This window comes from Streptomyces griseofuscus (assembly GCF_014673495.1).
Lineage (GTDB): Bacteria > Actinomycetota > Actinomycetes > Streptomycetales > Streptomycetaceae > Streptomyces > Streptomyces murinus.
This window is the reverse complement of the sequence record NZ_CP051006.1, coordinates 940,081-966,399: the sequence shown is the minus strand read 5'-3', so window position 1 is coordinate 966,399 and position 26,319 is coordinate 940,081. Positions and strand designations below refer to the sequence as shown.

At 72.6% G+C, this 26,319-nt stretch carries 26 protein-coding genes and 1 pseudogene; 16 read left to right on the top strand and 11 right to left on the bottom strand.

All coding sequences use genetic code 11. The annotated features are described in order from the left end of the window. Nucleotides 1-90: 90 nt before the first annotated feature. Nucleotides 91-1,050: an alpha/beta hydrolase gene (locus tag HEP81_RS04265; RefSeq protein WP_037656986.1), complete on the bottom strand. Its 960-nt coding sequence runs from the start codon at nt 1,048-1,050 to the stop codon at nt 91-93. Nucleotides 1,051-1,361: 311 nt separating this feature from the next. Continuing rightward, entirely contained in the window at nt 1,362-1,925 is a 564-nt protein-coding gene (locus HEP81_RS04260) for an NAD(P)H-dependent oxidoreductase (protein ID WP_037656987.1), read from the bottom strand. A 100-nt stretch (nt 1,926-2,025) separates the two neighbouring features. Between HEP81_RS04260 and HEP81_RS04255 the strand changes: the two genes are divergently transcribed. Further along, nucleotides 2,026-2,706 carry a TetR/AcrR family transcriptional regulator gene (locus HEP81_RS04255; protein ID WP_190275941.1) on the top strand — a complete coding sequence of 227 codons (681 nt, stop codon included), beginning with the start codon at nt 2,026-2,028 and terminating at the stop codon, nt 2,704-2,706. 112 nt (nt 2,707-2,818) lie between these two features. Then, nucleotides 2,819-3,814, top strand: coding sequence for a LacI family DNA-binding transcriptional regulator (locus HEP81_RS04250; protein ID WP_051850233.1), 996 nt, complete (start codon nt 2,819-2,821; stop codon nt 3,812-3,814). 20 nt (nt 3,815-3,834) lie between these two features. On the opposite strand, the gene trxA is transcribed toward HEP81_RS04250, so the two are convergent. Next, nucleotides 3,835-4,209, bottom strand: a complete 375-nt coding sequence (gene trxA / locus HEP81_RS04245) for a thioredoxin (RefSeq protein WP_037656990.1) — start codon at nt 4,207-4,209, stop codon at nt 3,835-3,837. Nucleotides 4,210-4,403: 194 nt separating this feature from the next. On the opposite strand from trxA, the gene HEP81_RS04240 reads away from it, so the two are divergent. Further along, nucleotides 4,404-5,843 carry a dihydrolipoyl dehydrogenase family protein gene (locus HEP81_RS04240; protein WP_037656992.1) on the top strand — a complete coding sequence of 480 codons (1,440 nt, stop codon included), beginning with the start codon at nt 4,404-4,406 and terminating at the stop codon, nt 5,841-5,843. 44 nt (nt 5,844-5,887) lie between these two features. On the opposite strand, the gene HEP81_RS04235 is transcribed toward HEP81_RS04240, so the two are convergent. From HEP81_RS04235 to HEP81_RS04225, 3 genes are all read right to left on the bottom strand, one after another. Continuing rightward, entirely contained in the window at nt 5,888-6,532 is a 645-nt protein-coding gene (locus HEP81_RS04235; RefSeq protein WP_037656994.1) for a peptide deformylase, read from the bottom strand. A 111-nt stretch (nt 6,533-6,643) separates the two neighbouring features. Then, a complete protein-coding gene (locus tag HEP81_RS04230) occupies nt 6,644-7,012 on the bottom strand; it encodes a tetratricopeptide repeat protein (RefSeq protein ID WP_037656996.1) in 369 nt (122 codons plus the stop codon). 184 nt (nt 7,013-7,196) lie between these two features. After that, the gene (locus HEP81_RS04225) at nt 7,197-8,321 is read right to left on the bottom strand and encodes an XdhC family protein (protein ID WP_037656997.1); all 1,125 of its coding nucleotides are present in this window, start codon (nt 8,319-8,321) and stop codon (nt 7,197-7,199) included. Between the two features lie 343 nt (nt 8,322-8,664). Here HEP81_RS04225 and HEP81_RS04220 point away from each other — a divergent pair, with 343 nt between their 5' ends. The 8 genes from HEP81_RS04220 to HEP81_RS04185 all read left to right on the top strand — a co-directional run bounded on the left by HEP81_RS04220 (nt 8,665) and on the right by HEP81_RS04185 (nt 17,497). Next, nucleotides 8,665-9,546, top strand: coding sequence for an FAD binding domain-containing protein (locus HEP81_RS04220; RefSeq protein ID WP_037656999.1), 882 nt, complete (start codon nt 8,665-8,667; stop codon nt 9,544-9,546). Beyond that, nucleotides 9,543-10,103 (top strand): (2Fe-2S)-binding protein, encoded by a 561-nt coding sequence (locus HEP81_RS04215; protein ID WP_359424048.1) that lies wholly within the window; start codon nt 9,543-9,545, stop codon nt 10,101-10,103. The genes HEP81_RS04220 and HEP81_RS04215 overlap by 4 nt, the downstream gene beginning before the upstream one ends. Next, nucleotides 10,100-12,496, top strand: a complete 2,397-nt coding sequence (locus HEP81_RS04210) for an aerobic carbon-monoxide dehydrogenase large subunit (protein WP_037657002.1) — start codon at nt 10,100-10,102, stop codon at nt 12,494-12,496. The genes HEP81_RS04215 and HEP81_RS04210 overlap by 4 nt, the downstream gene beginning before the upstream one ends. A gap of 60 nt (nt 12,497-12,556) precedes the next feature. Continuing rightward, nucleotides 12,557-13,447, top strand: a complete 891-nt coding sequence (locus tag HEP81_RS04205) for an XdhC family protein (RefSeq protein WP_037657095.1) — start codon at nt 12,557-12,559, stop codon at nt 13,445-13,447. Continuing rightward, a complete protein-coding gene (locus tag HEP81_RS04200) occupies nt 13,444-14,337 on the top strand; it encodes an AAA family ATPase (protein ID WP_037657003.1) in 894 nt (297 codons plus the stop codon). Before HEP81_RS04205 ends, HEP81_RS04200 begins: the two co-directional genes overlap by 4 nt. A 3-nt stretch (nt 14,338-14,340) precedes the next feature. Beyond that, complete coding sequence (locus tag HEP81_RS04195) at nt 14,341-15,117, top strand: SRPBCC family protein (RefSeq protein ID WP_037657006.1); 777 nt, start codon at nt 14,341-14,343, stop codon at nt 15,115-15,117. A 33-nt stretch (nt 15,118-15,150) separates the two neighbouring features. Continuing rightward, nucleotides 15,151-16,401, top strand: coding sequence for a vWA domain-containing protein (locus HEP81_RS04190; RefSeq protein ID WP_051850235.1), 1,251 nt, complete (start codon nt 15,151-15,153; stop codon nt 16,399-16,401). Between the two features lie 151 nt (nt 16,402-16,552). Then, nucleotides 16,553-17,497 carry an alcohol dehydrogenase catalytic domain-containing protein gene (locus HEP81_RS04185; RefSeq protein ID WP_421673923.1) on the top strand — a complete coding sequence of 315 codons (945 nt, stop codon included), beginning with the start codon at nt 16,553-16,555 and terminating at the stop codon, nt 17,495-17,497. A 9-nt stretch (nt 17,498-17,506) separates the two neighbouring features. On the opposite strand, the gene HEP81_RS04180 is transcribed toward HEP81_RS04185, so the two are convergent. Then, complete coding sequence (locus tag HEP81_RS04180; protein ID WP_037657008.1) at nt 17,507-18,469, bottom strand: LysR family transcriptional regulator; 963 nt, start codon at nt 18,467-18,469, stop codon at nt 17,507-17,509. Between the two features lie 262 nt (nt 18,470-18,731). Here HEP81_RS04180 and HEP81_RS04175 point away from each other — a divergent pair, with 262 nt between their 5' ends. Further along, a complete protein-coding gene (locus tag HEP81_RS04175; RefSeq protein WP_051850236.1) occupies nt 18,732-19,259 on the top strand; it encodes a hypothetical protein in 528 nt (175 codons plus the stop codon). Between the two features lie 320 nt (nt 19,260-19,579). Here the strand turns inward: HEP81_RS04175 and HEP81_RS41225 are convergent. Continuing rightward, nucleotides 19,580-19,693: pseudogene (locus tag HEP81_RS41225) on the bottom strand (ATP-binding protein); the annotation flags it as partial. A gap of 529 nt (nt 19,694-20,222) precedes the next feature. Here HEP81_RS41225 and crcB (HEP81_RS04170) point away from each other — a divergent pair. From crcB (HEP81_RS04170) to htpG, 4 genes are all read left to right on the top strand, one after another. Further along, on the top strand, nt 20,223-20,660 hold the full coding sequence (gene crcB, locus HEP81_RS04170) for a fluoride efflux transporter CrcB (protein ID WP_375139897.1): 438 nt from the start codon (nt 20,223-20,225) through the stop codon (nt 20,658-20,660). Then, nucleotides 20,657-21,010: a DUF190 domain-containing protein gene (locus tag HEP81_RS04165; RefSeq protein ID WP_037657012.1), complete on the top strand. Its 354-nt coding sequence runs from the start codon at nt 20,657-20,659 to the stop codon at nt 21,008-21,010. Before crcB (HEP81_RS04170) ends, HEP81_RS04165 begins: the two co-directional genes overlap by 4 nt. Beyond that, on the top strand, nt 21,007-21,381 hold the full coding sequence (gene crcB / locus HEP81_RS04160) for a fluoride efflux transporter CrcB (RefSeq protein ID WP_037657013.1): 375 nt from the start codon (nt 21,007-21,009) through the stop codon (nt 21,379-21,381). Before HEP81_RS04165 ends, crcB (HEP81_RS04160) begins: the two co-directional genes overlap by 4 nt. 81 nt (nt 21,382-21,462) lie before the next feature. Next, nucleotides 21,463-23,364, top strand: a complete 1,902-nt coding sequence (gene htpG, locus HEP81_RS04155) for a molecular chaperone HtpG (RefSeq protein WP_037657015.1) — start codon at nt 21,463-21,465, stop codon at nt 23,362-23,364. A gap of 75 nt (nt 23,365-23,439) precedes the next feature. Here the strand turns inward: htpG and HEP81_RS04150 are convergent, their stop codons facing one another. The 3 genes from HEP81_RS04150 to HEP81_RS04140 form a co-directional block, all read right to left on the bottom strand. Then, complete coding sequence (locus HEP81_RS04150; RefSeq protein ID WP_051850237.1) at nt 23,440-23,925, bottom strand: nucleotide triphosphate diphosphatase NUDT15; 486 nt, start codon at nt 23,923-23,925, stop codon at nt 23,440-23,442. Nucleotides 23,926-24,002: 77 nt separating this feature from the next. Then, nucleotides 24,003-24,449: a DUF6027 family protein gene (locus HEP81_RS04145; protein WP_051850238.1), complete on the bottom strand. Its 447-nt coding sequence runs from the start codon at nt 24,447-24,449 to the stop codon at nt 24,003-24,005. A 563-nt stretch (nt 24,450-25,012) separates the two neighbouring features. Then, nucleotides 25,013-26,248 (bottom strand): FAD-dependent monooxygenase, encoded by a 1,236-nt coding sequence (locus tag HEP81_RS04140; RefSeq protein ID WP_037657017.1) that lies wholly within the window; start codon nt 26,246-26,248, stop codon nt 25,013-25,015. Nucleotides 26,249-26,319: the final 71 nt, after the last annotated feature.

Genomic DNA, 26,319 nt, shown 5'->3' with positions numbered 1-26,319 from the left:
CTCCGGGAGGCTCCGGACACGGGGTCTACCGAACGGTAACGTCAACAAGCCGGGCCGGGGAGGGGGCTGCCCGCCGGGCCGGCTTGTGCCTCACCGCGCGAACAGCCGCCTCAGCCAGTCGAGTCGGGCGGCGCGCGCCGTGCGCGACAGGGCCGCCTCGGGGGCGAGGGTGTCGAAGCCGTGGAACGCGCCCGGCCAGACGTGCAGTTCGGCCCGGCCGCCGGCCGCCCAGAGGCGGGACGCGTAGGTGACCGTCTCGTCCCGGAAGGTCTCCGCCGATCCGACGTCGAGGTAGGCCGGCGGCAACCCGGACAGATCGGTGGCGCGGGCCGGGGCGGCGTACGGGGAGACGTCCGGGCCGCCCCTGTCCGTGCCCAACAGGGCTGTCCAGGCGGTCTCGTTGGCGGTGCGGTCCCACAGCCCGCGGCCGGTCATCTGCCGGCTGGAGACGGTGTCGTTGCGGTCGTCCAGCATCGGGCTCATCAACAACTGGCCCAGCAGGGAAGGCCCTTGCCGGTCCCGGGCGAGCAGGGCGGCGGCCGCCGCGAGCCCGCCGCCCGCGCTGGCCCCCGCGACGACGATCCGCCGCGGGGCGCCACCGATCTCCGCAGTGTGCGCGGCGGTCCAGACGAGGCCCGCGTAGACGTCCTCGACCGGGGCCGGATGCGGATGTTCGGGGGCGAGCCGGTAGTCGACCGACACCACCACCGCGCCCAGCTCCCGCGCCCAGTCCAGCGGGACCTCCACCCCGGCCCGGTCGGAGCCGGCCATCATGCCGCCGCCGTGCACGTGGTAGAGCACCGGCAGCGGGGCCGTCGTATCCCTCGGGCGGCAGACCAGCAGCGGGACCCCGGGGGCGCCGGGCGGACCGGGCACCGCGTACTCGCTCACCTCGAAGGCGCCGCCCAGGGTGAGGTCCGGTGCCGCCAGGCAGGTACCGCGCCGGGCGGCGTCGAGATCCTCCAGCCGGAACCCGGGCGCGGCCGCGTCCCCGAGCGAGTCCAGGCGTGCGGCCAGCTCCGGGTCGAACGGGGGCGGGACCAGGGGCACGGCTTCCTCCTCGGACGGCTGACACGATCATGGCCGTACGGCCATCGTCCGCATACCCCTGACCGCCCCCGGAAGTCGAGTTCGCCGCGGAGTGGTACCCCGGCTGCCGTAATGGGCTTCCGTTCAGCGGTGGGCAACTGCGCGTGGATGACGCGCATCCCGGCGCCGCCGCGTCGTTCGTGGCGAGTGGGGGCGCCGCCGTACCGCGCGGCCCTCGGCACCGGGCGGCCGGAACCCCTCAGGGGCCGGAAAAGACCCGTAGGGGCCGGAGGCCGCTCGGCTCCGGCCCCTACGGGCGGTTCGGGTGGGGCTCAGGCGGCCGTGATCTCCGCCGCGGTGCCGTGCAGCCGCGCCACGACCTCGGTCAGCTGGGCGGCGACCTCGGCGTCGTCGACCGGGTGGGTCTCGGCGAAGCGGGTCATGGAGCCGGGGATCGAGAGCTTGATGTCCTCGATCACCTTGCCGCCGGCGATGCCGACCGACTTACGGGTGTCGTCCTGCGCCCAGACGCCGCCGTACTGGCCGAAGGCGGTGCCGATCACGGCGACGGGCTTGCCACCGAAGGCGCCGGCGCCGAAGGGGCGGGACAGCCAGTCGATGGCGTTCTTCAGGACGGCCGGCATGGTGCCGTTGTACTCGGGCGAGAACAGCAGGAACGCGTCGGCGCCCTGAGCGGCCTCACGCAGCGCCGCGGCGGCGGCCGGGACAGCGCCCTCGACGTCGATGTCCTCGTTGTAGAAGGGCACGTCGGCCAGGCCCTCGAAGAGCACGACCTCGGCGCCCTCGGGGGCGAGCTTGGCGGCCGCCTCGGCCAGCTGACGGTTGTGCGAACCGGCACGCAGGCTGCCGACGAGCGCGAGGATACGAACAGACATGGGAAATCTCCAGGGGCTGAAACATCGCCGTTACGATCCGGACCAAGGTCCGTTTAAGTTTCTACCACTCTAACCGGACCGGGGTCCAGTTCTGTTCCCGGTGCTTTACGCTGTCTTCATGTCCAGCGCGCCGCAGCCCTTCCCGACGCCGCAGGAGCCCTCCGACGCGCCACGCCTGCTGGAGCTCGGCCCGGCTCCCGAAGAGCCCTGTCTGCGTGCCGACGCGGCCCGCAACCGGGCCCGGCTGCTGGAGGCCGCCGCCCGGCTGATCGCGGAGCACGGCGTGGCCGGCGTCACCATGGAGGCCGTCGCCTCGGCGGCCAAGGTCGGCAAGGGCACGGTCTTCCGGCGCTTCGGCGACCGCACCGGACTGCTGATGGCCCTGCTCGACCACTCGGGCAGACAGCTCCAGGCCGACTTCCTCGGTGGGCCCCCGCCGCTCGGCCCCGGTGCACCGCCCCTGGAGCGGCTGCGGGCGTTCGGCATCGCGGTGCTCTACCGCTCGGCCGAGCAACTGGAGCTGCAACTCGCCGCCCAGCCCGAGGCGTGCCGCCGCTTCTCCCACCCCGCGACGCAGGCGCTGCGCACCCACGTCACCATGCTGCTGCGCCAGATCGTGCCGGACGCGGACTGCGAATTGCTGGCCCAGACCCTGCTGGCCTCCCTGGACCCGGCGCTCATCCACCATCTGACCCGGCAGCGCCACATGCCCATGGCCCGCCTCGAGTCGGCCTGGGTGGACCTGGTCGCGCGGGTGACGCGCACCCGGCCACCCGTCTGACCCCGCCGGCAAGGGACCGAACGGCCCTGCCGTACACGGGAGTTGGTCAAAAAGCGAACCACATTCCCCCGCCCGCCACCCCCATGGCCGGCTCTGCCAAGATGCGGCTGTCATGGTGCAGATACCGAACACTCCCACGAGTGCCGATGTGGCCCGCCTGGCCGGCGTCTCGCGCGCGACCGTGTCCTACGTCCTCAACAAGACCGACGCCGTGCGGATCAGCGACGCCACGCGGCAGCGCGTCCACGAGGCCGCGCGCGAACTGGGGTACGTCCCCCACGCGGCCGCCCGCAGCCTGCGCGCGGGACACAGCCGTACGGTCCTCATGCCCGCCCCGGCGATCCCCGTCGGACCCCTCTACAGCGCGTTCCTCAACGAGGTCCAGGGCGCTCTGAACCGACTCGACTACACCGTCGTCCAGTACGGCTCCGTCGGCCTGCACGGCGACGACGCCGCCCGCGCCTGGGCCGAGTTACGGCCCGTGGCCGTCCTGGTGCCCGGCACCGGGATCGGCCCGCGGGGCGTCGCCGTCCTCAAACGCTCCGGCGCCCGCGCGATCGTCACCCTCGGTCCCGAACGGGTCGAGGGCGCGCACGCCCTGCTGATGGACCATGACGCCGTGGGCCGATGCGCGGCCGCCCACCTGTACGAACGCGGCAGACGGCGGATCGGGGTCGTCATACCCGAAGAGCCCGGCCTGGAGGTCTATTCGAGACCCCGGCTCGCCGGCGCCCGGCAGGCGCTGCGCGGCACCGGCGCGCGCGTCACCGGGGTGCCGCTCGCCTACACGGAGCGGTCCGCCGCCGAACTCATCGCCAACTGGCCGGACTTGGACGCGGTGTTCGCCTACAACGACGAGTACGCCATGCTGTTGATGCGCGCCCTCCAGGACACCGGGCGGCGCATCCCCGAGGACGTGGCCGTGATCGGCGCCGACGACCTGATGCTCGGCCGGCTGCTGAGGCCCCGGCTGAGCACCGTCCGCATCGAACTGCCCTCGGGCCGCGCGCTCGCCGCTCTCGTCGACCGCGCGGTGCGCGACCCGGGCGGCGAACCGGAGGTGCACCGGGTCCTCGGCTCCTCGGTCGTACGACGCGAGTCCACCTGAACCCGGACCGCCCCAGGCGGCTACTGCGCCTGGCCCTCCTGGGCGGCGATGTTCTTGCGGACCTCGTCCATGTCCAGCTCGCGGGCCTGGCCGATGACGTCCGTGAGGGCCGCCTCGGGCAGCGCGCCCGGCTGCGCGAACACGGCCACCCGGTCCCGCACGATCATCAGCGTCGGGATCGACTGGATGCCGAAGGCCTGCGCCAGCTCCGGCTGCGCCTCGGTGTCCACCTTGCCGAACACCAGGTCCGGATTGTCCTCCGCGGCCTTCTCGTACACCGGCGCGAACTGCCGGCACGGACCGCACCAGGACGCCCAGAAATCGATCAGCACGAAGTCGTTGTCCGTGACCGTCTGGTCGAAGTTGTCCTTGGTCAGTTCCACGGTGCTGCTCATGGCCTGGTTCCCTCTTCCTGGTCCGGGGTGTGCCGACGGCGGAAACACGGCCGGTGGGCCGCCTATTCCGGGCGGTGTCCACGCTGGTGCGGGCACCGCGCACGCGCACCCGGATGGCCTCTCGCGCACCGGGCGCACGTGTGCGCGCTCGTACCCATGTGGCCTCCACGCACACCACCCACCAGACTGACCCCATGACGGAAACGACGGAATCGGAAACCATCGCGTACGACGTCGTGGTGCTCGGGGCCGGGCCCGTGGGGGAGAACGTCGCCGACCGCACCCGCGCGGCCGGCCTCACCACCGCGATCGTGGAGAGCGAACTGGTCGGCGGCGAGTGCTCCTACTGGGCGTGCATGCCCAGCAAGGCGCTGCTCAGGCCGGTCATCGCCCAGGCCGACGCCCGCCGGCTGCCCGGCCTCGCCGTGGCGGCCCAGGCGCCCCTCGACACCCCGGCCGTGCTGGAGCGCCGCGACAACTTCACCTCACACTGGCAGGACGACGGGCAGGTCGACTGGGTGGAGGGCATCGGCGCCGACCTCTACCGGGGCCACGGCCGCCTCGCGGGACCGCGCACGGTCACCGTCACCGTGTCCGACGGGAGCGTCACCACCCTCACCGCCCGGCACGCCGTCGTGGTCTGCACCGGCACCCGCGCCCAGCTGCCCGACCTGCCCGGACTCGCCGAGGTGCGGCCGTGGACCAGCCGGGAGGCCACCAGCGCGGACTCGGCTCCCGGGCGGCTGCTCGTCGTCGGCGGCGGTGTCGTGGCCACCGAGATGGCCGCCGCCTGGGCGGCGCTCGGCTCCCGGGTGACCCTGCTGGTGCGCGGCAAGGGCCTGCTCAGCCGTATGGAGCCGTTCGCCGGAGAGCTGGTCGCCGAGGCGCTCACCGAGGCCGGGGTGGACCTGCGCACAGGGGTGTCCGTCGCGTCCGTCACCCGGGAGGACGGCACCGTCGTCGCCCTCACCCGTACGGGTGAAAGGTTCGAGGCCGACGAGATCCTCTTCGCGACCGGCCGCATCCCGCAGACCGATGACATCGGCCTCGACACGGTCGGCCTGGAGCCCGGCTCCTGGCTGGAGGTCGACGACACCCTGCGGGTCACCGGGACCGACTGGCTGTACGCCGCCGGTGACGTCAACCACCGCGCGCTCCTCACCCATCAGGGCAAGTACCAGGCCCGTATCGCCGGTGCCGCCATCGGTGCCCGCGCGGCCGGCACCCCGCTGCTGGACGGCCCCTGGGGCCCGCACGCGGCCACCGCCGACCACGAGGCCGTACCGCAGGTCGTGTTCACCGACCCCGAGGCCGCCGCGGTCGGCCTCTCCCTCGCCGAGGCGGAGGAGGCCGGGTACCGGGTCCGCGCGGTCGATGTGGAGTTCTCCTCCGTCGCCGGGGCGGCGCTGTACGGCGACGGCTACAAGGGCCGCGCCCGGATGGTCGTGGACCTGGAGGACGAGATCCTGCGGGGCGTCACCTTCGTCGGCCCCGGCGTCGGCGAACTCATCCACTCCGCCACGATCGCCGTCGCGGGACACGTGCCGATCAGCCGCCTGTGGCATGTGGTCCCCTCCTACCCGACCCTGAGCGAGGTCTGGTTGCGCCTGCTGGAGGCGTACCGGGACAACTGAGGGGACCCTCAGGGGAGTTGCCGGGGCGCTGACGCGCGGGTGGATTACGGCAGTTCGAAGCCGAGTGCCGTCGCGGCCGTGGCCGGGGTCGGCTGGGACCACAGGGCGGCGACGGCCTCGTTGGTGGACAGGGAGCGCAGATCGGCGCGGTCGAGGTAGAGCGTGCCGTCGAGGTGGTCCGTCTCGTGCTGCACGATACGGGCCGGCCAGCCGGTGAACACCTCGTCCACGGCGTGCCCCCGCTCGTCCTCGGCGCGCAGCCGCACCTCGGCGTGCCGGGCCACCACCGCCTGCCAGCCGGGCACGCTGAGGCAGCCCTCGAAGAACGCGGCGCGCGCCGTGCCGACGGGCTCGTACGCGGGGTTGACCAGTACCCGGAAGGGTTGCGGGCGCCGGCCCCTGATCGCGGCGATCTCCTCCGGCACCGGCGCCGGGTCCTCCAGGACCGCGATCCGCAGCTCCACGCCGACCTGGGGCGCGGCGAGGCCCACGCCGGGCGCCGCGTGCATGGTCAGGCGCAGCGCCTCGACGAAGCGGGCCAGCAGGGCGGGGCCGAGCTGGCCGTCGTACGCCTCGGTGGGGCGGCGCAGCACCGGCCGGCCGGCGGCGACGATGGGCAGGGGGCCGCCGGCGGCGAGGAGTTCCTCGACCCGTTCGGCGAGCGGCGCGTGATCACGGTCGGATGCCATCGCGCCAGGATGCCACGGTGGCCCACCCGGGCACGAGGCACCCGCCCCGGTGCCGCGGCGGCCCCGCCCCGGTGGCCGCGGGAATCCGCCTCAGCGTTGCCGGACGCCGCCTCAGACCTGCGGGAGGTCGCTCCGGCCCTGTGGGAGGTCGCCCGCGAGCGCGGCGGCGATCCGCAGATGCCGCTCCGCCTCCTCGTGCCGCGACTGCCGTTCGAGCGTGCGGCCCAGCATCAGCCGGGCGTAGTGCTCCACCGGGTCGCGCTCCACGATCGTCCGCAGCTGGTCCTCGGCCCGCCGCAGCTGCGCCGAGTGGTAGTACGCACGGGCCAGCAGCAGCCGGGGCCCGGTCTGCTCCGGCACCTCCTCCACCAGGGCGGCCAGCACGCGCGCCGCCCCCGCGTAGTCCTTGGCCGCGAAGAACGCCTGGGCACGCTCCCAGCGCTCGGCCGGGGTGCCGTGGTCGTAGTACGTGGTCTCCACTTGTGACCTCCCTCGGCGGGCACAACGGCACCATGTAGTTCAATATTCCACTACTGGTTTCCGTGGGTCCGGTCCGCGTACGACGGCCGCAACGACATCGTCTTCCCGAGCCGAGGCGCCCCCTTGGCTCCTCCTCCGGGACCCCGTACGGATCCCGGACGGCGTCGACGACTGCCTACCGGTGTCAGCGATGGATCGGCAGCGGGGTCATCTCCACCAGGCGGCGGCCCGTGCCGCCCCAGCGCAGGGCGATGACCTCGGCCATGATCGCCACCGCCGTCTCCTCCGGGGTGCGGGCGCCCAGGTCGAGGCCGATGGGGGCGGAGAGCCTGGAGAGTTCCGCCTCGGTCATGCCCTCCTCGCGCAGCCGCCGCAGCCGGTCCTCATGGGTGCGGCGGCTGCCCATCGCGCCGATGTAGCGGGCGGGGGTGCGCAGCGCCCGCTGGAGCAGCGGCACATCGAACTTCGGGTCGTGGGTGAGGACGCAGATCACCGTGTTCTCGTCCACCTCGGTCGACTCCAGACAGCGGTGCGGCCAGTCCACCACCAGCTCGTCCGCGTCCGGGAAGCGGCGGCGGGTGGCGAACACCGGGCGGGCGTCGCACACCGTGACGTGATAGCCGAGGAACTTGCCGATCCGGGCCACCGCGGACGCGAAGTCGATGGCGCCGAACACCAGCAGCCGCGGCGGCGGCGCGAAGGACTCCACGAACACGGCGACATCGTCGCGCCGCTCCTCACCCGCGCGCCCGACCCGCATCACACCGGTACTGCCCTGCGCCAGCAGCCCCTGCGCCCGCTCGACCACCGCGGCGTCGAGACGGGGGCCGCCCAGCGTGCCCTGCGCACCGGACGGCGTGACGATCATCTGACCGGCGGGCGCGGCCGTGGGATCCGGCTCCGCGCCGCCGCCCTCGTCCGGCAGCGGCGACACCACCGCCACCGGCCGCCCCGCGTCCATCGCCGCCAGCACCCCCGGCAGCCCCGGGAAGCGGCCCGCGCCCGCCGGTCGTACCAGGATCTCGATGATCCCGCCGCAGGTCAGGCCGACCGCCAGCGCGTCGTCGTCGCTGACGCCGTAGGTCACGAGAGCGGGCTCGCCGCTCTCCAGGACCTCGCTCGCCAGCTCGTACACCGCGCCCTCCACACAGCCGCCGGAGACGCTGCCGATCACCTCGCCGTCCTCGGCGACCGCCAGCGACGAGCCCGCCTGGCGCGGCGCCGACTTCCAGGTCCGTACGACCGTCGCCACCGCGAATCGCTTGCCCGACGCACTCCAGGAGGAGAGGCCCTGCGCGATGTCCCGCATCCGTGTGCCTCCTTCGGCGGTGTCCACCACCGCCACACCCGCCGAATACCCGTTCGGTCCTCTGTGCAGGCCGTACGGCGGTCCGCGCCTTGGTGTCCGGCCCCGGCCCACACCCCGTGGCAGCCGTTCTCACCCGTCCGGCGTCCGGATCACGCGAATGCCGTCCGTCGCATGTCAACGGCAGCTTAAGTCTTCGCTCAAGTGGCCGCGCCCTCCGTGTCGGGCGAGTTAAGCGAAGACTTAAGCCGCGATTGACACCCCGTCCCGGACGGAGGCGCAATGATCTTTGAACAACGGCACCCGACGCGTCCGGCTGCCCGCCGGGCGAGACAGGGGGTGCGGCATGCAGGTTCCCGCTCCGTTCGAGTACCAGCGGGTGGGCACGGTGGACGAGGCGGTCACGCTCCTGGACCGGCTCGGCGACACCGCCCGCCTGGTGGCCGGCGGCCACAGCCTCATCCCGATGATGAAACTCAGGCTGGCCAACTTCGAATACCTGATCGATATCAATGAGTTGCACGACGAGTTGGGCCATATCCGTGTCGAGCCCGGCCTGATCCGCATCGGCGCGATGACCCGGCACCGCGAACTGCTGGAGTCCGACGAACTCGCCGCAGCCTTCCCGATCTTCCGCGACGCCGAACGGGTGATCGCCGACCCGGTGGTGCGCAATCGCGGCACCCTGGGCGGCTCCCTGTGCCAGGCGGACCCCTCCGAGGACCTCTCGGCGGTGTGCACCACGCTGGACGCGTCCTGCGTCATCCGCGGGACGGACGGCGAGCGCGTGGTCTCCATGGAGGACTTCCATCAGGGCCCGTACGAGACCGCCGTCGGCGACGCGGAGATCCTCACCGAGGTCCGCTTCCCGGTCCGCCCGCGCGGATCCAGCGCCTACGAGAAGGTCGAGCGGCGCGCCGGGGACTGGGCGGTCGTCTCGGCGGGCGCCGCGCTCTGGCTGGACGAGTCAGGGCTGATCGCGAACGCCCGGGTCGGCCTCGCCGCCGTCGGCCCGAACACCGCCGGCATCCCCGGGATCGCCGACGCCCTGCGCGGACAGCCGCCCGCCGAGGAGCTGTGGGCGCGGGCCGGCGACATCGCGGCCGAGTCCTGCTCCCCGGCCACCGACCGGCGCGGCAGCGCCGAGTACAAGCGGCATCTGGCCCGCGAGCTGACGATGCGCGTACTGCGCCGCGCCGCGGCCCGGATCAACGGACAGGAGGTGTGATCGTGCAGGTCACCATGACCGTCAACGGCGAAGAGGTCACCCGGGAGATCGAGGGCCGGCTGCTGCTGGTGCACTTCCTGCGCGACCACCTCCAGCTGACCGGCACCCACTGGGGCTGTGACACCAGCAACTGCGGCACCTGTGTGGTCTGGCTGGACGGTGAACCCGTCAAGTCCTGTACGGTACTGGCCGCGATGGCGGGCGGCCACGAGGTACGCACCGTAGAGGGCCTGGAGCAGCACGGCGAACTCGACCCGATCCAGCGCGGTTTCATGGAATGCCACGGACTCCAGTGCGGCTTCTGCACCCCCGGCATGATGATGACCGCCCGCGCCCTGCTCGACCGGAACCCCGACCCCTCCGACGAGGAGATCCGCGAGGCCATCTCGGGCCAGATCTGCCGCTGCACCGGCTATGCCACCATCGTCCGCTCGATCCGCTGGGCCGCCGCCGAACAGGCAGGCACCCGCACCACCGCCGAGGAACCCGAGCGGACCGTCGCACCGGCCGACGCTCCCGGACCCGCCGTCGCGTCGGCCTCGGGGAGCGCCTCATGACCACCGTCGCCGCCAACGGCCACCGCACCGCCTTCGTCGACAACGACGGCAAGCCCAACGGCCACGGCCGGATGCTGCGCAAGGAGGACCCCCGCTTCGTCCGCGGCCGGGGCCGCTATGTGGACGACCTCCAGCTGCCCGGCATGCTCCACCTGGCGATCCTGCGCTCCCCGCTCGCCCACGCCCGCATCCTGTCCGTCGACACCACCCTCGCCGAGGCCCACCCCAAGGTCCGCCTGGTGGTCACCGGCGCGATGCTCGCCGAGAAGGGCCTGGCCTGGATGCCGACCCTGTCGAACGACGTGCAGGCCGTCCTCGCCACCGACAAGGTCCGCTTCCAGGGCCAGGAGGTCGCCTTCGTCGTCGCCGAGGACCGGTACGCGGCGCGCGACGCCCTCGAACTCATCGACGTCGAGTACGAACCGCTGGACGCGGTGATCGACGTACGCACCGCCCTCTCGCCCGAGGCGCCGGTCATCCGCGACGACCTGGAGGGCAAGGCCGACAACCACGTCTTCGACTGGGAGACCGGGGACGCGGCCGCCACCGACGAGGTGTTCCGGCGCGCGGACGTGGTCGTCTCGCAGGACATCGTCTACCCGCGGGTGCACCCGGCGCCCATGGAGACCTGCGGCGCCGTCGCCGACTACGACGCGGTCGACGGCAAGCTCACCCTGTGGTCCACCACCCAGGCCCCGCACGCCCACCGCACCCTGTACGCGATCGTCGCCGGACTGCCCGAGCACAAGATCCGGGTGGTCTCCCCGGACATCGGCGGCGGCTTCGGCAACAAGGTGCCGATCTACCCGGGTTATGTATGCGCGATCGTCGGCTCCCTGCTCACCGGCAAACCGGTGAAGTGGATGGAGGACCGCGCGGAGAACCTGATCAGCACCGGCTTCGCCCGCGACTACATCATGCGCGGCGAGATCGCGGCCACCCGCGAGGGCAGGATCCTCGCGATCCGCACCCACGTCCTCGCCGACCACGGCGCGTTCAACGGCGTCGCCGCGCCCGTGAAGTACCCGGCCGGCTTCTTCGGTGTCTTCACCGGCAGTTACGACCTGGAGGCGGCCTACTGCAAGATGACCGCCGTCTACACCAACAAGGCGCCGGGCGGGGTGGCGTACGCCTGCTCCTTCCGTATCACCGAGGCGGTCTACCTGGTCGAGCGGATCGTCGACTGCCTCGCCGACGAACTGCGGATGGACCCGATCGAGCTGCGGATGAAGAATTTCATCCGGCCCGAGCAGTTCCCGTACCGCACCAAGACCGGCTGGGTCTACGACTCCGGGAACTACGCCCCGACCATGGAACTGGCCAAACAGCTCGCCGGATACGACGAGTTGCGCGCCGAGCAGGCCGAGAAGCGGGCCCGCGGCGAGATCATGGGCATCGGCGTGTCCTTCTTCACCGAGGCGGTCGGCGCCGGACCCCGCAAGGACATGGACATCCTCGGCCTCGGCATGGCCGACGGCTGCGAACTGCGGGTCCACCCCACCGGAAAGGCCGTCGTACGGCTGTCGGTGCAGAGCCAGGGGCAGGGCCATGAGACGACGTTCGCGCAGATCGTCGCCGAGGAACTCGGCATCCCGCCCCAGGACATCGAGGTCGTGCACGGCGACACCGACCAGACCCCGTTCGGCCTCGGCACGTACGGCAGCCGCTCCACCCCGGTCTCCGGCGCGGCCGCCGCCCTGGTCGCCCGCAAGGTCCGCGACAAGGCGCGGCTGATCGCCTCCGGGATGCTGGAGGTCTCGGTCGCCGACCTGGAGTGGGAGAAGGGCTCCTTCACGGTGGCCGGCGACCCGAACGCCTCGGTGAGCATCCAGGACATCGCGATGCGGGCGCACGGCGCGGGCGATCTGCCCGAGGGCGTGGAGGGCGGTCTGGAGGCGCAGATCTGCTACAACCCGGAGAACCTCACCTATCCGCACGGCGCCTACATCTGCGTGGTCGACATCGACCCGGGCACCGCGAAGGTGACGGTACGGCGGTTCGTGGCGGTGGACGACTGCGGCACCCGTATCAACCCGATGATCATCGAGGGCCAGGTGCACGGCGGACTCACCGACGGCGTCGGCATGGCGCTGATGGAGATGATCGCCTTCGACGAGGACGGCAACTGCCTCAGCGGCTCCCTGATGGACTACCTCATCCCGACCGCACTCGAAGTGCCCGACTGGGAAACGGGGTTCACGGTCACTCCCTCCCCGCACCACCCGATCGGCGCCAAGGGCGTGGGCGAGTCCGCGACCGTCGGCTCCCCGCCGGCGATCGTCAACGCGGTGGTCGACGCCCTCTCCCCGTTCGGTATCCGGCACGCGGACATGCCGCTGACCCCCTCCCGGGTCTGGGAGGCGATGCAGGGCCGGCCCCTCCCGCCGATCTGACGAGAAGTGGCGACCACCGCAGGAACAGGAGACGGTGACGGAGTCGAGGAGGTGACCGGGGTGCCGAAGACGGTGAGCGCGCGTGCGCTCGAACTGGCCCAGCGGCGCGTGCCGTTCGTGCACGCCCGCGTGGTGCGCGCCCAGCCGCCCGCGTCCGCGCACCCGGGCGACGAGGCGATCGTCTACGGCGACGGCAGGATCGACGGATTCGTCGGCGGGATGTGCGCCGAGGGCTCGGTGCGCACGGCGGCGCTCGGCGCCCTCAACGGCGGCGGGCCGCTGCTGCTGCGGGTGCTGCCGGCGGGCGAGGTGGCCTTCCCGGACACCCCGGGCGCCAAGGTGGTGGTCAACCCCTGTCTGTCCGGCGGGGCGCTGGAGATCTTCCTAGAACCGGTGCTGCCGCCGCCCCTGATCGAGGTCGTCGGCACCACCCCGATCGCGGAGGCGTTCATCGCCCTCGCCGATGTCCTCGGGTACGCCACCGCGCGCTCCCTGCCCGACGGGCCGCCCGCCGAGTACACCGGCGCGGTGATCGTGGCCGGGCAGGGCCGCGGCGACGCCGAGGCGCTGCGCGCCGCCCTGGACGCGGACGTCCCGCACATCGCCCTGGTCGCCAGCCGCCGCCGGGGCGCCGCCCTGCTGGACGAACTCGGCCTCGGCGAGGCGGCGCGGGCCCGTGTGCACACCCCGGCCGGCCTCGACATCGGCGCCCGCACGGCACCGGAGGTGGCACTGTCCATCCTCGCGGAGGTGGTGGAGGCCGTACACGCGCGCGGCGCGCCACCGCCGACGGCCCTGCCCGAAGCGCCGGCCCAGGTCGTCGACCCGGTGTGCGGGATGACGGTGACCGTGACCGCCGACACCCCTCATCTCACCGCAGGGGACAAGGAGTTCTGGTTCTGCGGCACCGGCTGCCGGGACCGCTGTGCGACGGGACTGGTGGGCGGGTGAGCGCACTCTTCCTGGACGCGGAGGACGTACGGCGCCGTCTCGCCGAGGCCGGCCACCTCGTGGACGAGGGCACCGCCACCGCCCTCTACCTGGCCACCGTCCTCGACCGGCCGCTGCTCCTGGAGGGCGAGCCGGGCGTCGGCAAGACCAGCGCGGCCAAATCACTCGCCGAGGCACTCGCCACCCCGCTGATCCGCCTCCAGTGCTACGAGGGCCTGACGGCCGGCGAGGCGCTGTACGAGTGGAACTACCAACGCCAGCTCCTCGCCGTACGGCTCACCGAGGCGCGCGGGGAGCGTCTGGCCGACGCCGACCTGTTCACCGAGGACTTCCTGCTGGACCGGCCGCTGCTGCGCGCCGTACGCCATCAGGGACCGCTGCCGCCGGTGCTCCTGATCGACGAGATCGACCGCGCGGACGACGAATTCGAGGCGCTGCTCTTCGAGTTCCTGGGGGAGTGGAGCATCACCGTCCCGGAGCTGGGCACCTTCGCCGCCGCCCGGCCCCCGGTGGTGGTCCTCACCTCCAACCGCAGCCGCGAACTCCATGACGCGCTGCGCCGCCGCTGCCTCTACCACTGGATCGACTATCCGGGCCCCGAGCGCGCGGCGGAGATCCTGCGCCGCTCGGTGCCGGCCGCGAACGAACCGCTGATCGCGTCCGCCACCGCGTTCATCGGCCAGATCCGCGCGCTGGACCTGGACAAGGCGCCCGGCCTGGCGGAGGCCATCGACTGGGTGTCCGCGCTCGCCGCGCTGCGCGTGTCCCGGCTGGCCCGCCGCGATGTGATCAGCACCCTCAGCGCGGTCGCCAAGAGCCCTGACGACCGCACCACCATCACCGGGGCCCTCGGCGAGCTCGGCTACCCCGAAGAAGCGAGGAGACCGTAAGCCATGAAGATCGACAACGAGTTCCGGGTGGACGCGCCCCTGGAGCGGGCCTGGCAGGCGCTCACCGATCTGGAGGGCCTCGCCCCCTGTATGCCCGGTGCCCAGCTCACCGGGGTCGACGGCGATGTCTACCGGGGCAAGGTGAAGGTCAAGGTCGGGCCGGTGACCAGCCAGTTCCAGGGCACCGCCCGCCTCACCGAGCAGGACGAGGCCGGCCACAGCGCGGTGATCAGCGCCTCCGGCAAGGACATCCGGGGCCAGGGCAACGCCTCCGCGACCGTGCACGCCCGGCTGCGGCCCGACGGCACGGGCACCGTGGTGAGCGTCAGCACCGACCTCAACATCAGCGGGAAACTGGCGCAGTTCGGCAGCGGCATGATCAAGGAGATCTCCGAGAAGCTGTTCGCGCAGTTCGTGGCGAACGTGGAGGAGCAGCTGCTGCACAAGCCGGAACCGGCGGAGCCGACGGAGCCGGAGGCATCCGAAGCCCGGGCGGCCGCGCCCGCACCCTCGTCCGCGACCACCGTAGAGCAGAGCACCGCCGAGCCGACCGCCGCCGAGTCCCATGCCCCTGCGGATGCCCCTGCCGTACGACCCTCAGCGCCCCCTCGGTCCGAGTCCGCCGCGCCCCGGCCCGCCGCCCGCCCGCAGCCGACCGTGCGCGAGAACGAACCCCTGGACCTGATGCAGTACGCCGGGAAGTCGGTGTACAAACGGCTCGTCCCGGTGGCCGTCGGCGCGGTCGTCGTCGGCGTGGTGATCTACTGGGCGGTGCACTGAGCCCGGCCGGGCGGTGACACGGGAGCCCGTGTGATGACGCCGACCGAGCCGTTCCTGCCCGCCGTCGACCGGGCCGCGTTCGCCGTGGCGCTCGCCGACCGGCTGCGGAGCCGGGGCGTGCCCGTGGGCCTGACCTCGGCCCGGGACTTCGTACACGCGCTGGCCGCGTCCTGGCCCACGACACGGTCCGCCCTGTACTGGACGGCCCGGGTCACCCTGGTCCGCGACCAGCCGTGTCTGACCCGCTTCGACGAGGTCTTCGACGCGGTGTTCGGGGACGCCGTACTGTCCCTGGACCCGCACGCCCGCCGTACCGGCCGGGGCGCCGTGCCACCAGCCGCAGACGACGTCCGCGCCACGCTGCCCGTCGGTGCGGACGGCGACCCGGTGGACGACGCGGGGCTGCCGTGGGTGACGCCGCCGCCGGTGGCGGGGGCGGCCGATCCGGGCGAGGAACACGTACTGACCGTGCCGCAGCGGCTGCCGACCGAGCTGGCCGGTGCCGTGGACACGCCGTTCGAGCGGCTGGGCGAGCGGGAGGCGGCGTTGCTCGGGCAGTGGCTGGAGACAGGGCTGCGGCAGTGGCCGACGCGCCGCTCCCGCCGGTACGCGCGGCGTCCTGGCGGGCCCCGGGTGGCGATCCGGGAGACGGTGGCCCGCTCCCGGCGCACCGGCTGGGAACCGGTCCGGCTGGTGCGCACCGGGCCCCTGGACCGGCCCCGGCGGGTGGTGGTGCTGTGCGATGTGAGCCGGTCGATGCAGGCGCAGGCGGTGGCCTATCTGCATCTGATGCGGGCGCTCGCGCTGACCACGCGGGCCGAGGTGTTCGCCTTCGCCACCTCGCTGACCCGGCTCACCCAGGTGCTCGCGCACCGCTCGGCCGAGACGGCGTTCGAGGAGGCGTCGCGGCGGGTCGAGGACCGGTTCGGCGGCACCAGGATCGCGCACTGCCTGGAGACCCTGCTCGCCTCCCACCACGGGGGCGCGCTGCGCGGCGCCGTCGTGCTGATCGCCTCCGACGGCTGGGACGGCGACCCGCCCGAGCGCCTCGCCGCGGCCATGGCCCGGCTGCGCCGCCGCGCCCATACGGTCGTCTGGCTCAACCCCCGCGCGGGCGCCCCGGGTTACCGCCCCCGTACGACGACGATGACCGCCGCGCTCCCGTACATCGACCTGCTTCTCCCGGCGGACACCTTCGCCTCCCTGCTGCGGGTGGCCCCGGAGGTGGCCCGGCTGACGGGGCGCGGCGGCCCGCCTCGGCGTCGCACGAAAGTGTGGGAGTAGGCCCCGCGGCCGTCCCTCGCGGGCGTCCCCGGCGCTGTCCCGGTCGGAGTCGCGATCCTCGGCGTTCCTAGGATGGGACGTTCCGGCATGTGCAGGAAAGGGAGGCCGTCGATGCTGGCCGCCGTCGTCGACTCACCCGGTCGCCTCGCCGATGTGCTGGCCGTACGCGAGGTGGAGGGGCCCCGGCCCCCGGCGCGGGCGAGGTCGTGGTGCGGATGCTCGCGTCGACCGTCAATCCCTCCGACGAGGTCACCGTCTCTCGGGCGCCTACGGGACCCGGACGTCGTTCCCCCTGGTCCCGGGGTTCGACGGCGTCGGTGTGACCGAGGCCGCCGGACCGGGGGTGCCCGCCGCGGCGCTGGGCCGGCGGGTGCTTCCGCTGGGGTCCGCGGGGGCCTGGCAGCAGTACAAGCGGCTCGACCACTCCTGGTGCGTCCCGGTCCCGGACGATCTCCCCGACGACCTCGCCTGCTTCGCCTACATCAACCCCTTGACCCCCGTGACGATGGTCGAGCGGTTCTGCCGGCCGGGGGTGCGCGCTGTGGTGGTCACGGCGGCGAACTCGGTCATCGGCGGACACCTGGCGGAACTCCTCACCGCGCGCGGTGTCGCGCCGATCGGGGTCGTACGCGGAACGCCGGGGCGGACGGTCGCCGAGCCGTCCCGGTGGCGGGCCCTGATCCGGACGGACGAGCCCGGGTGGCGCGAACGGCTGCGGGCGCTGGCCGGGCCCCGGGGGATCGACGTGGCCTACGACTGCGTCGGCGGCGAGGTCGGCGCGGACGTCTGCGCGCTCACGTCCGCCGACGGAGTGCTCGTCCACTACGGGCTGCTGTCGGGCAGGCCGCTGCCCGCGCGGTGCTTCACCGAACCCGGGGGCCCGCGCGTGGAGTTGTTCCGGTTGCGCGACACCGTCCACGGGGACGGACGGCGGTATCTGCCCGAGCTGTTCGCGCCGGTCTTCGAGCAGCTGCGCCGCGGCCTGCTGCGTACGGCCGTGTCACACCGGGTCGGGCTCAGCGCACTCGCCGGGCATCTCCAGGCTCCCGCCGTCGGGCACAGAAGCGGAAAGATCCTGATCGAAGCGCAGCGGTGACGCCGCGGCTCAGCTCCACAGCGTCACATGGATCGCCGGACGGAACCGGCCCGCTGTGACCCCCGCGCCGCGCAGCATGGCCTGGGTGGCGCGCGGGGTGGTGACGAAGCGGCGGAGTTCGGCGGCGGCGGGCGGGGCCTCGCGGTCGCCGAGGGTGAGGAGGTTCCAGGAGCCCCGCGCGGGCAGTTGGGGGCCGCCGAGCTGCCGGAGGTCGCCGTCGGCGAGGTCCTTGCTGACCGCGAACGTCACCGCGAGCGCCACCCCGGTGCCGTGCTTCGCCTCGTCCACCGCCGCGGTGTGGCTCTGGAAGATCCGCTGGCGGTCCTCGGGGATCTGGAGCCGCCGCAGCACCGACGGCACTATCCCGGCCCGCCCCACCGCCGAGGGCCCGAGCAGCCAGGTCTGCTCGCGCAGCTCCGCGACCCCGGCGGGCCCGGTGCGGGCGGCGAGCGGATGGGTGGCGCCGACGACCGCGATCACCTGGTAGTTGAGGAAGTGCGTACAGCTCATCGAGGCGTCCACGGTGGCCGGCCGGGGCCCGATGGCCACGTCCACCGCCCGCTCCAGCAGCAGCAGCGGGAAGCGCTGCGGATCGTGCACGCTGAGTTCGACGTCGAGATCGTCGGCCCGCCCCGCGAAGAGTTCGATCAGGCCGGGCGCCGCGTACTCGGCGAACAGGCTCGATGTGGCGGCCCGCAGCAGCCGCCGCCCGGCCCCGGCCTGCTGCACCTCCAGCACGGTCTGGTCCTGAAGGCCCAGCATCTGCGCCGCGCGGCTGGCGAGCCGCAACCCGCCCGGGGTGAACGCCAGCCCGCTGCCCGTGCGCGTGAACAGCTTGTCGCCGAGTTCCCGGCGCAGATGGGCGATGTGCAGCGAGACGGCGGCCTCGGTCACCGCGAGGTCCGCCGCCGCTGCCTTCACGGAGCCGAGCCGGACGGTCGCCGAGAACGCCCGCAGCTGTGCCGGGGTCAACCAGAACCTCCCCTGATCACCACGGATGCGTACATAAGTGGCGAGTGTGACCTATGTCTCAAACTACCCCACAGATCGTTCCGGGGCCATGAAACCGGCCGAACCCCCGGACCCCGGCCGCACGCCTCGCACATCGGCGCCCGGCGCATCGCCGCCGCCTTCGTCCATGGGCCGTTCGGCCCCGGAATCTCTGCCGAAGGCCCCTGTGCCCGGCGGCCGCGCATGACGATGATCGGCGCATGCGAGGAAGGGAAGGTCAGGAGTGATCGCCGTGGTCGGACATCCGGATCTCACCGTGCCGACGCTGGCCATCCTGGAGGAGGAGCTGCGCTCGCGGCTGGCCGACCGTGCCCGCCCCGGCCGTGCCGGGCTGGTCCGGGCCGGCAAGGGCCTGCCCGTGGTGTTCGGGCGGGCCGCGCGCAAGGCGGGGCTGGCCCTGGTCACCGTGCTGCCGACCCTCAGCGGCGTGCCCGCCCACGTCGCCGAGCCGGATCGCAAGGCGGCCGGTGAACTGCTGCTGCTGTCGCAGATGGTGCGTCTGGTCGAGTACGACCCCGGCGACCGCGCCTCCTGCATCAGCGCCGACGAGGCCCTGGTCCGCTCCTGCGCCCGGGTGCTGGCCATCTGGGACGGCTCACCCTCCAACGGGCGTGACGCGACGGCCCACTTGGTGGCCTACGCGCGCAGCCACGGCGTCGACGTGGAGGTGCTGTGGCCGCGCGGCGCCGAGCACCGGACCGTTCCGTCCGCCGAGGCCCGGGGGGTCTGCGGGCTCACAGGTCGTTCTTGACCCGGCGCAGCGTCCCTTCGGGGCCCGGTTCCACCTGGGAGGCGACGGTGCCGCGCCCAGCGCGGTGACCGGCCCGGCGAGTTCCTCGGCGAACCGCCCGATCATTGCGAGGCAGTCATAGGTCGGCACCGCGTACCAGCGGTCGGCCTGCCGTACCGTCCGCCGCTCGGCGTGCTCGGTGAACGCCGGTGTCTGGGAGGCCGGCGCCATCGGTTCCCACAGGGCCGGGAACGTCGAGACCGAGGCGGCCACCGGGACGAGGACGAGGGTGGGCGCGAACAGCGGCGGCACCGCCTGCGCGGTCCGCGAGCGATCCGGTGCGGGCCGGTGATCCAGATGCTCTTGCCCTCGCCGTCGGCGTCCGCGCGGACCACCGCGGTGCCGCCCAGGACGAGGACCAGTTCCCTCACGGTGACCAGGTCCCCGACCCCGGTGAGCGCGGTGAGCAGACGCGCCTTGTGGGTCTTCCGCGCTGGAGGTTCCGCTCATCGGACGGCTTCCTCACTGGACACCGGGACGGTCCGCTGCGCGGGCAGCGCGGGCACGACGCCCTCCAGGTGGCCGCTGGCCGCCCGGATCGCCTCGGGGTGGTGGCGTAGGACCGGCCGGGGCCCGTCCTGGAGCGAACATAGCGCCGAATTAATTGCTGACTTTCGCAATTCCGACATTCGCTCCGCCAGGGTCTGCGGGGGTATGTCGGGCCCGCCGCCGAGCCCCCGTTCGTCCTGCCGGACGGCGCCGGGGCAGCCCGTCATCAGGCCCTCCGCCCTCCGCGCTATCCTGGTTGCGCGGTGCGACCTCGGTCCCCGCACGGCGGTGGGTCCCGCCGTACCCAACCGCGGCAATGTCGCCGCCAATGGTCCCTCCTTATGACGAAGTGCGCCCCCGCACGCCCCGGGCGCCCTGTAAGAGGAGGCCCATGTGGCAGAGCGGACCGCGCTGAACGCAGCCACCGAACGCGGCATCGAGCGGCGCACGCCGGCCCGTCGGAGCGTGCCCTGGCGCACGCAGGGACCGGTCCTCGCGGCCATCGCCGTCGGCGGCGCCATCGGGGCCTGCGCCCGCTACGCCACCGCGCTGCTGTGGCCGACCGCGTCCGGTGCCTTCCCGTGGACCACGTTCTGGGTGAACGTCAGCGGCTGCGCCGTCATCGGCGTCCTCATGGTCGTCATCACCGACATCGGCGCCGGGCACCGCCTGGTCAGACCCTTCTTCGGCACCGGTGTGCTCGGCGGATTCACCACCTTCTCCACTTACACCGTGGACATCGAGCGCCTGACCGACACCGGCCGGGCCACCACCGGCCTGCTCGACCTCGTCGCGACCGCGCTCGGCGCCCTCGCGGCCGTCTGGACCACCGCGCACCTCACCCGGCGCGTCATCGAGTGGAGAACATCATGACGACAACGACCGCTCCCGGCCTCCGGCTCACGGTCCTCGTCGGCGAGGACGACATGTGGCACCACAAGCCCCTCTCCGCCGAGATCGTGCACCGGGCGCACCGGGCCGGGCTTTCCGGCGCCGGCGTGTTCCGGGGCGTGGAGGGATTCGGGGCGACCTCCCTGATCCACACCCGCCGGTTGCTCTCCCTCAGCGAGGACCTGCCGGTGGCCGTGGTCGTCATCGACACCGAACAACGCGTCCGGGCCTTCCTGCCCCAGCTCGACGAGCTGGTCGGCGAGGGCCTGGTGACCATCGACCACTGCGAGATCGTGTGCCCGGGCGGCCATGACGACAAGGAGAGTTCGTGAACTGGCTGCTGGTCATCGCCGGAGCCGTCGTCGGCGCACCACTGCGCTATCTGACCGACCGCACCGTGCAGTCCAGGCACGACACCGTCTTCCCCTGGGGCACCTTCACCGTCAATGTCGTCGGCAGCCTCGTTCTCGGCCTGATCACCGGGGCGGTCGTCGCGGGCGGGCTGTCCTCGAACTTCCAGCTGCTGATCGGCACCGGGCTGTGCGGGGCGCTGACCACGTACTCCACGTTCTCCTACGAGACGCTGCGGCTCGCCGAGGACGGGGCGGGCTTCTTCGCCGCCGCCAACGTCGTCGCGAGCATCGTCGCCGGACTCGGTGCCGCCTTCCTGGGCGCCGCGCTCGCGCAGTCCCTCTGGGCCTGATCTGGCACCCTGCTCCGACGTGGTGTTTTACAGTGTTTGGCGCCCAGTTCGGACGACAGGACCTGTGAGGTATCCGCGAACATGTCGACGCAGACGTTTGAGTTTCAGGTGGAGGCCCGTCAGCTGCTCCAGCTGATGATCCACTCCGTGTACTCGAACAAGGATGTCTTTCTGCGCGAGCTCGTCTCCAACGCCTCCGACGCACTGGACAAGCTGCGCCTGGAGAAGCTGCGGGACGACGCGCTCGACGCCGAAGTTTCCGACCTGCACATCGAGTTGGACATCGACAGCGAGGCCCGCACGCTCACCGTGCGGGACAACGGCATCGGTATGTCCTACGAGGAGGTCGGGCAGCTCATCGGCACCATCGCCAACTCCGGCACCGCCGAATTCCTGCGCGAGCTGCGCGAGTCCAAGGACGCGGCCGGTGAGGAGGGGCTCATCGGCCAGTTCGGCGTGGGCTTCTACTCCGGCTTCATGGTGGCCGACGAGGTGACCCTGGTGACCCGGCGGGCCGGGGAGAGCCAGGGCACCCGCTGGACCTCGCGCGGCGAGGGGACGTACACCCTGACCGCGGTCGAGGACGCGCCGCAGGGCACCTCGGTCACCCTGCACCTCAAGCCGGCCGACCCGGAGAACCAGCTCCACGACTACACCTCCCCCTGGAAGATCAGGGAGATCGTCAAGCGGTACTCGGACTTCATCACCTGGCCGATCAGGATGGTGACCGAGACCCCGGCCGACGGCGAGGAGCCGGCGCCCGAGACCCTCAACTCCATGAAGGCGCTGTGGGCGCGGCCCCGCGACCAGGTGTCCGACGACGAGTACCACGAGCTGTACAAGCACATCGGGCACGACTGGCGCGACCCGCTGGAGACCATCCGGCTCCAGGCGGAGGGCACCTTCGAGTACCAGGCGCTGCTCTTCCTGCCCGAACACGCCCCCCACGACCTGTTCACCCGGGATTTCCGCCGGGGCGTACAGCTCTACGTCAAGCGCGTGTTCATCATGGACGACTGCGAGGCGCTGCTGCCGCCGTACCTCCGCTTCGTCAAGGGCGTCGTGGACGCGGCCGACCTCACGCTCAACGTCTCCCGCGAGATCCTCCAGCAGGACCGCCACATCGAGATGATGCGCCGCCGGCTGACCAAGAAGGTCCTCTCCACGATCAAGGACCTGATGGGCGAGGAGTCGGACCGCTACGCCACGTTCTGGCGGGAGTTCGGCACCGTCCTCAAGGAGGGACTGGTCACCGACGCGGAGAACCGCGAGGCCCTGCTCGCCGTGTCCTCGTTCGCGAGCACGCACCACGAGAGCGAGCCGACCACGCTGAAGCAGTACCTGGAGCGGATGAAGGACGGCCAGGACGACATCTACTACCTGACCGGCGAATCCCGCCAGGCCATCGAGAACTCCCCGCACATGGAGGCGTTCCGCGACCGGGGCATCGAGGTGCTGCTGCTCACCGACGCCGTGGACGAGGTGTGGGTCGACGCGGTCGGCGAGTACGAGGGCAAGAAGCTGCGCTCCGTCGCCAAGGGCGAGTTCGACCTCGACGCGAAGAGCGAGGACGAGGGCGCCGACGGCGAGCGGGAGAAGCGGAACGAGGCGTACGCCGGTCTGCTGGAGTGGATGGGCAAGCGGCTGGAGGACGACATCAAGGAGGTACGGCTGTCCTCCCGGCTCACCGTCTCCCCGGCCTGCGTCGTCTCCGACGCGCATGAACTCACCCCGGCCCTGGAGAACATGTACCGCGCCATGGGCCAGGAGGTCCCCCGGGCCAAGCGCATCCTCGAACTCAACCCCGGCCACGCCCTGGTCCAGGGGCTCAACGAGGCGTACACCGAGCACGGCGACGGCACCGAACTCGCCGAGACCGCCGAGCTGTTGTACGGCCTCGCGGTCCTGGCGGAGGGCGGCCAGCCGAAGGAACCGGCCCGCTTCGTGAAGCTGATGGCGGAGCGGCTGGAGAAGGCGCTGTAGGGGACGTACGGGGGAAGGCGGCCGGCCGTGTCGGGTGCGGCGGCCGCCCTTCCTCCCCCGGCGTACGGGGTCTTCCTAGGCGTACGGGGTGAAGTGCGCCGGGGCGTGCGCGATGGGCAGTTCGGCGCACCAGGCGGTGAGGATCTGCGCGCTGCACACGAACAGGCCGTCGGGGAGCTTGTCCAGGGGGTACCAGGCCCAGTCGCCGACCCGCTCGTCCGGCTGGGTGGCCGGTTCGCCCCGCCATGCGGTGACGAGGGCGCCGACGGTGACGCGTACGACGTCCTCGACATGGTCGACCAGCGTGCCCAGCAGCCCGACGTCCTCGGTGCGCACGATCAGCCCGGTCTCCTCGGCGAGTTCCCGTACGACGGTCTGCTCCAGGGACTCCCCGGGCTCCACCGTGCCGCCCGGGAGTTCGAGGGTGCCGCGCTGGTGGCGGCCGAGGAGGACGCCCCGCTCACCGAGGACGATCGCGCCCACGCCGAGCGCGGCATGCGGGACGGGGGGCTTGGCGGAGCGTTCGCGGCTGGTGATGGTGCCGACGTCCGGTGCGGACACGGGAAACTCCTGGGTGAGCGGGGTGCGTGGGCGGGCGACCCGCCGAAACGGGTGGCCGTCACCATGGTTCCAGCAGTTCACCGGGTGGTGTCGGCCGGACCGTCCTCGAAGTGGGCCGGATAGACGCTCGGTTCGTCCAGCGGCAGCTTGAGCCAGGCGATCATCTGCCGCAGCTGGTGGTACGCCCGCAGCCGCTCGCTGTCGCTGTCCTGCCGCTCCGCCTCGGCGATCGGCTCCCACAGCCGGTGCACCATCACCGGGCCCACCTCCAGCAGACCGCCGCTGCCGCCGGTCGCCCAGCGCGCCAGCACATAGCGGGCGAGGGCGCCGACCGGGATGTCCAGGTTCTCGGCCATGCCCCGCAGGGTGGCGAGCGGATCGAGCCGGCCGTAAAGGACGACGTCGGACTTGAAGTTGGCGTGCGGGTCGTCGTCCGGCCAGTCGGCGTCCCAGCGGTGCAGCCGGATCACCGGCTCCTCCCGCGGACCCGTCTCCTCGTACTCCCCATGCGGCATGGTGGTCATCCGCCTCTACCTCCGTCTCGACCTCGCACTCGGCCTCGCTCCCGAACCTCGGGCAAGGCACAGCCTGACGCACCTCGTCATCGGCGGCAGCGGCTTCCTCGACGGGGACCGGTTTCCTCGGTGGGGAACCGGTCCGGCGGGCGACGGCGGCCGGGTATGCCCGCGCGGCGACGTACGGCAGCCGCCCGGGAGCTCTCGCGGGGGCCGACCGACTGCGACTGGACACCCGGCGTCACGGTCGACTTGCCGCAACCGTCGACCGGTTACGACCGACGGGCGTGATCCGTGGCCTCTCGGACATCCGACCCGGGCGACGACGGCCGAGTGTGCCGTCCGGGTCGCGGGTGGCCGTGCTACGGCAGGAGAGCGGTCGGTCGATGGATCGGGCGGCGCCGTGTTCCTCGGGGCCGGGTGCGCTACGACGAGTCCGCCGCCCCGGATCCGATCACGCCCGGCGAGGTGCTCGTGCGCGAGTCGGCCGCCGGCAGCCGTGCCGGGACACTGTTCACCGGCGACGTCCCCGTTGCCCCACCCACGTGGCGGACCTCGCCTCCCGCCCCCGCTCAGACACCGAACTCCTGTCGGCGCCCGGGGAGTTGTGAGCCCCATCTGTAGGAGGGCAGCTCGATGTTCCCGGCCTTGGCGAACTGTGCGGCGAGCACGTTCCGCATCGGGCGGCGGGTCATCTGACGCATGGAGAGGTCCCGCAGCCGGATGCCGAGGCGGCTCCTGGGCGCGTATCCGGAGGCGCCGCCCGGTGGGAGCTGCTGGGCCTGGTCGACGTACGGGCGCATGACCTCGTCGTAGCGGCGCAGCGCGGCCTGGTGGTCGCCCCCGGCCATGGCCAGTTCGCCGGCCAGTACGTACGCGCCGACCAGGGCGAGACTGGTCCCGAGGCCGGTCAGCGGGGTCGCGCAGTACCCGGCGTCGCCCAGCAGCGCGACCCGGCCGCGCGACCAGCCGTCGAGGCGGACCTGGCCCAGGGAGTCGAGGAAGAAGTCCGGGGCGGTGCGCATCGCCCGCAGCAGCCGCGGGGCCTCCCATCTGACGTGGGCGAACCGCTGGGCCAGCAGCTCGTGTTGGGCGGCGATGTCCCGGCGGTCGTAGGCGAGGGGCGCCGAGCGGAAGCTGAGGCCCGCCTTGATCTCGCCGGGCAGCCGGCCGGGCCGGGCGGAGGCGACCAGACCGGGCGGCGCGTTGTGCATCATGTACCAGCCGTCCAGGTCCAGGTCGTCGGTGGCGGTGAACCAGGCCGTGTAGAGGCCGAGCGGGCGGACGAACTCCCGCTCCGAGCCGAAGGCCAGCGCGCGCACCACGGAGTGCGGCCCGTCCGCGCCGACGACCATCCCGAACCGGCGTGGCGCGGCCCGCTCGAAGGTGACCGTGACCCCGTCCGCGTCCTGCTCCAGCGCGGTGATCGTGTCGTCGAACAGGTACTCCGTGTCGGGCAGGCTCGCCTCGTACAGCAGCCGGGCGAGATCGCCCCGGAGGATCTCGATCTCGGAGACGATCCCCTCGCCGCCGAAGCTGTCGGCGGGCAGTGCGGCGGTGACGCGTCCGGCGGTGTCGACGAGGGCGAGCCCGCGCTGGTCCACGCTCTCCGCCCTGGCCCGCTCCATCAGGCCCATGCGTTCGATCACGGTACGGCCGGCGCCGCGCAGATCCACGGTCTGGCCGCCCGGCCGGGGCGCCGGCGCCCGCTCCACGATCGTGACCGTGAAGCCCCCTTCGCGTAGCCAGTACGCCAGCGCGGGCCCCGCGATGCCGGCGCCGCAGATGAGTATCTCGTTGTCGGTCATGAGCGTGAATGTACGCCGTACGCAAGTTAGGACGCAAGCGCGAAACGGCATGCTGGTCAGGGGAGTTACGG

Bases quoted from the DNA above. Each gene is read 5' to 3' on its own strand.
- HEP81_RS04235 (WP_037656994.1), bottom strand. From the start codon at position 6,532: ATGGCATCCGACCGTGATCACGCGCCGCTCGCCGAACGGGTCGAGGAA.
- HEP81_RS04250 (WP_051850233.1), top strand. From the start codon at position 2,819: ATGGTGCAGATACCGAACACTCCCACGAGTGCCGATGTGGCCCGCCTG.
- HEP81_RS04140 (WP_037657017.1), bottom strand. From the start codon at position 26,248: ATGACCGACAACGAGATACTCATCTGCGGCGCCGGCATCGCGGGGCCC.
- HEP81_RS04185 (WP_421673923.1), top strand. From the start codon at position 16,553: ATGTGCTGGCCGTACGCGAGGTGGAGGGGCCCCGGCCCCCGGCGCGGG.
- HEP81_RS04225 (WP_037656997.1), bottom strand. From the start codon at position 8,321: ATGCGGGACATCGCGCAGGGCCTCTCCTCCTGGAGTGCGTCGGGCAAG.
- trxA (WP_037656990.1), bottom strand. From the start codon at position 4,209: ATGAGCAGCACCGTGGAACTGACCAAGGACAACTTCGACCAGACGGTC.
- HEP81_RS04210 (WP_037657002.1), top strand. From the start codon at position 10,100: ATGACCACCGTCGCCGCCAACGGCCACCGCACCGCCTTCGTCGACAAC.
- HEP81_RS04260 (WP_037656987.1), bottom strand. From the start codon at position 1,925: ATGTCTGTTCGTATCCTCGCGCTCGTCGGCAGCCTGCGTGCCGGTTCG.
- HEP81_RS04165 (WP_037657012.1), top strand. From the start codon at position 20,657: ATGACGACAACGACCGCTCCCGGCCTCCGGCTCACGGTCCTCGTCGGC.
- htpG (WP_037657015.1), top strand. From the start codon at position 21,463: ATGTCGACGCAGACGTTTGAGTTTCAGGTGGAGGCCCGTCAGCTGCTC.
- HEP81_RS04190 (WP_051850235.1), top strand. From the start codon at position 15,151: ATGACGCCGACCGAGCCGTTCCTGCCCGCCGTCGACCGGGCCGCGTTC.
- HEP81_RS04145 (WP_051850238.1), bottom strand. From the start codon at position 24,449: ATGACCACCATGCCGCATGGGGAGTACGAGGAGACGGGTCCGCGGGAG.
- HEP81_RS04220 (WP_037656999.1), top strand. From the start codon at position 8,665: ATGCAGGTTCCCGCTCCGTTCGAGTACCAGCGGGTGGGCACGGTGGAC.
- HEP81_RS04195 (WP_037657006.1), top strand. From the start codon at position 14,341: ATGAAGATCGACAACGAGTTCCGGGTGGACGCGCCCCTGGAGCGGGCC.
- HEP81_RS04240 (WP_037656992.1), top strand. From the start codon at position 4,404: ATGACGGAAACGACGGAATCGGAAACCATCGCGTACGACGTCGTGGTG.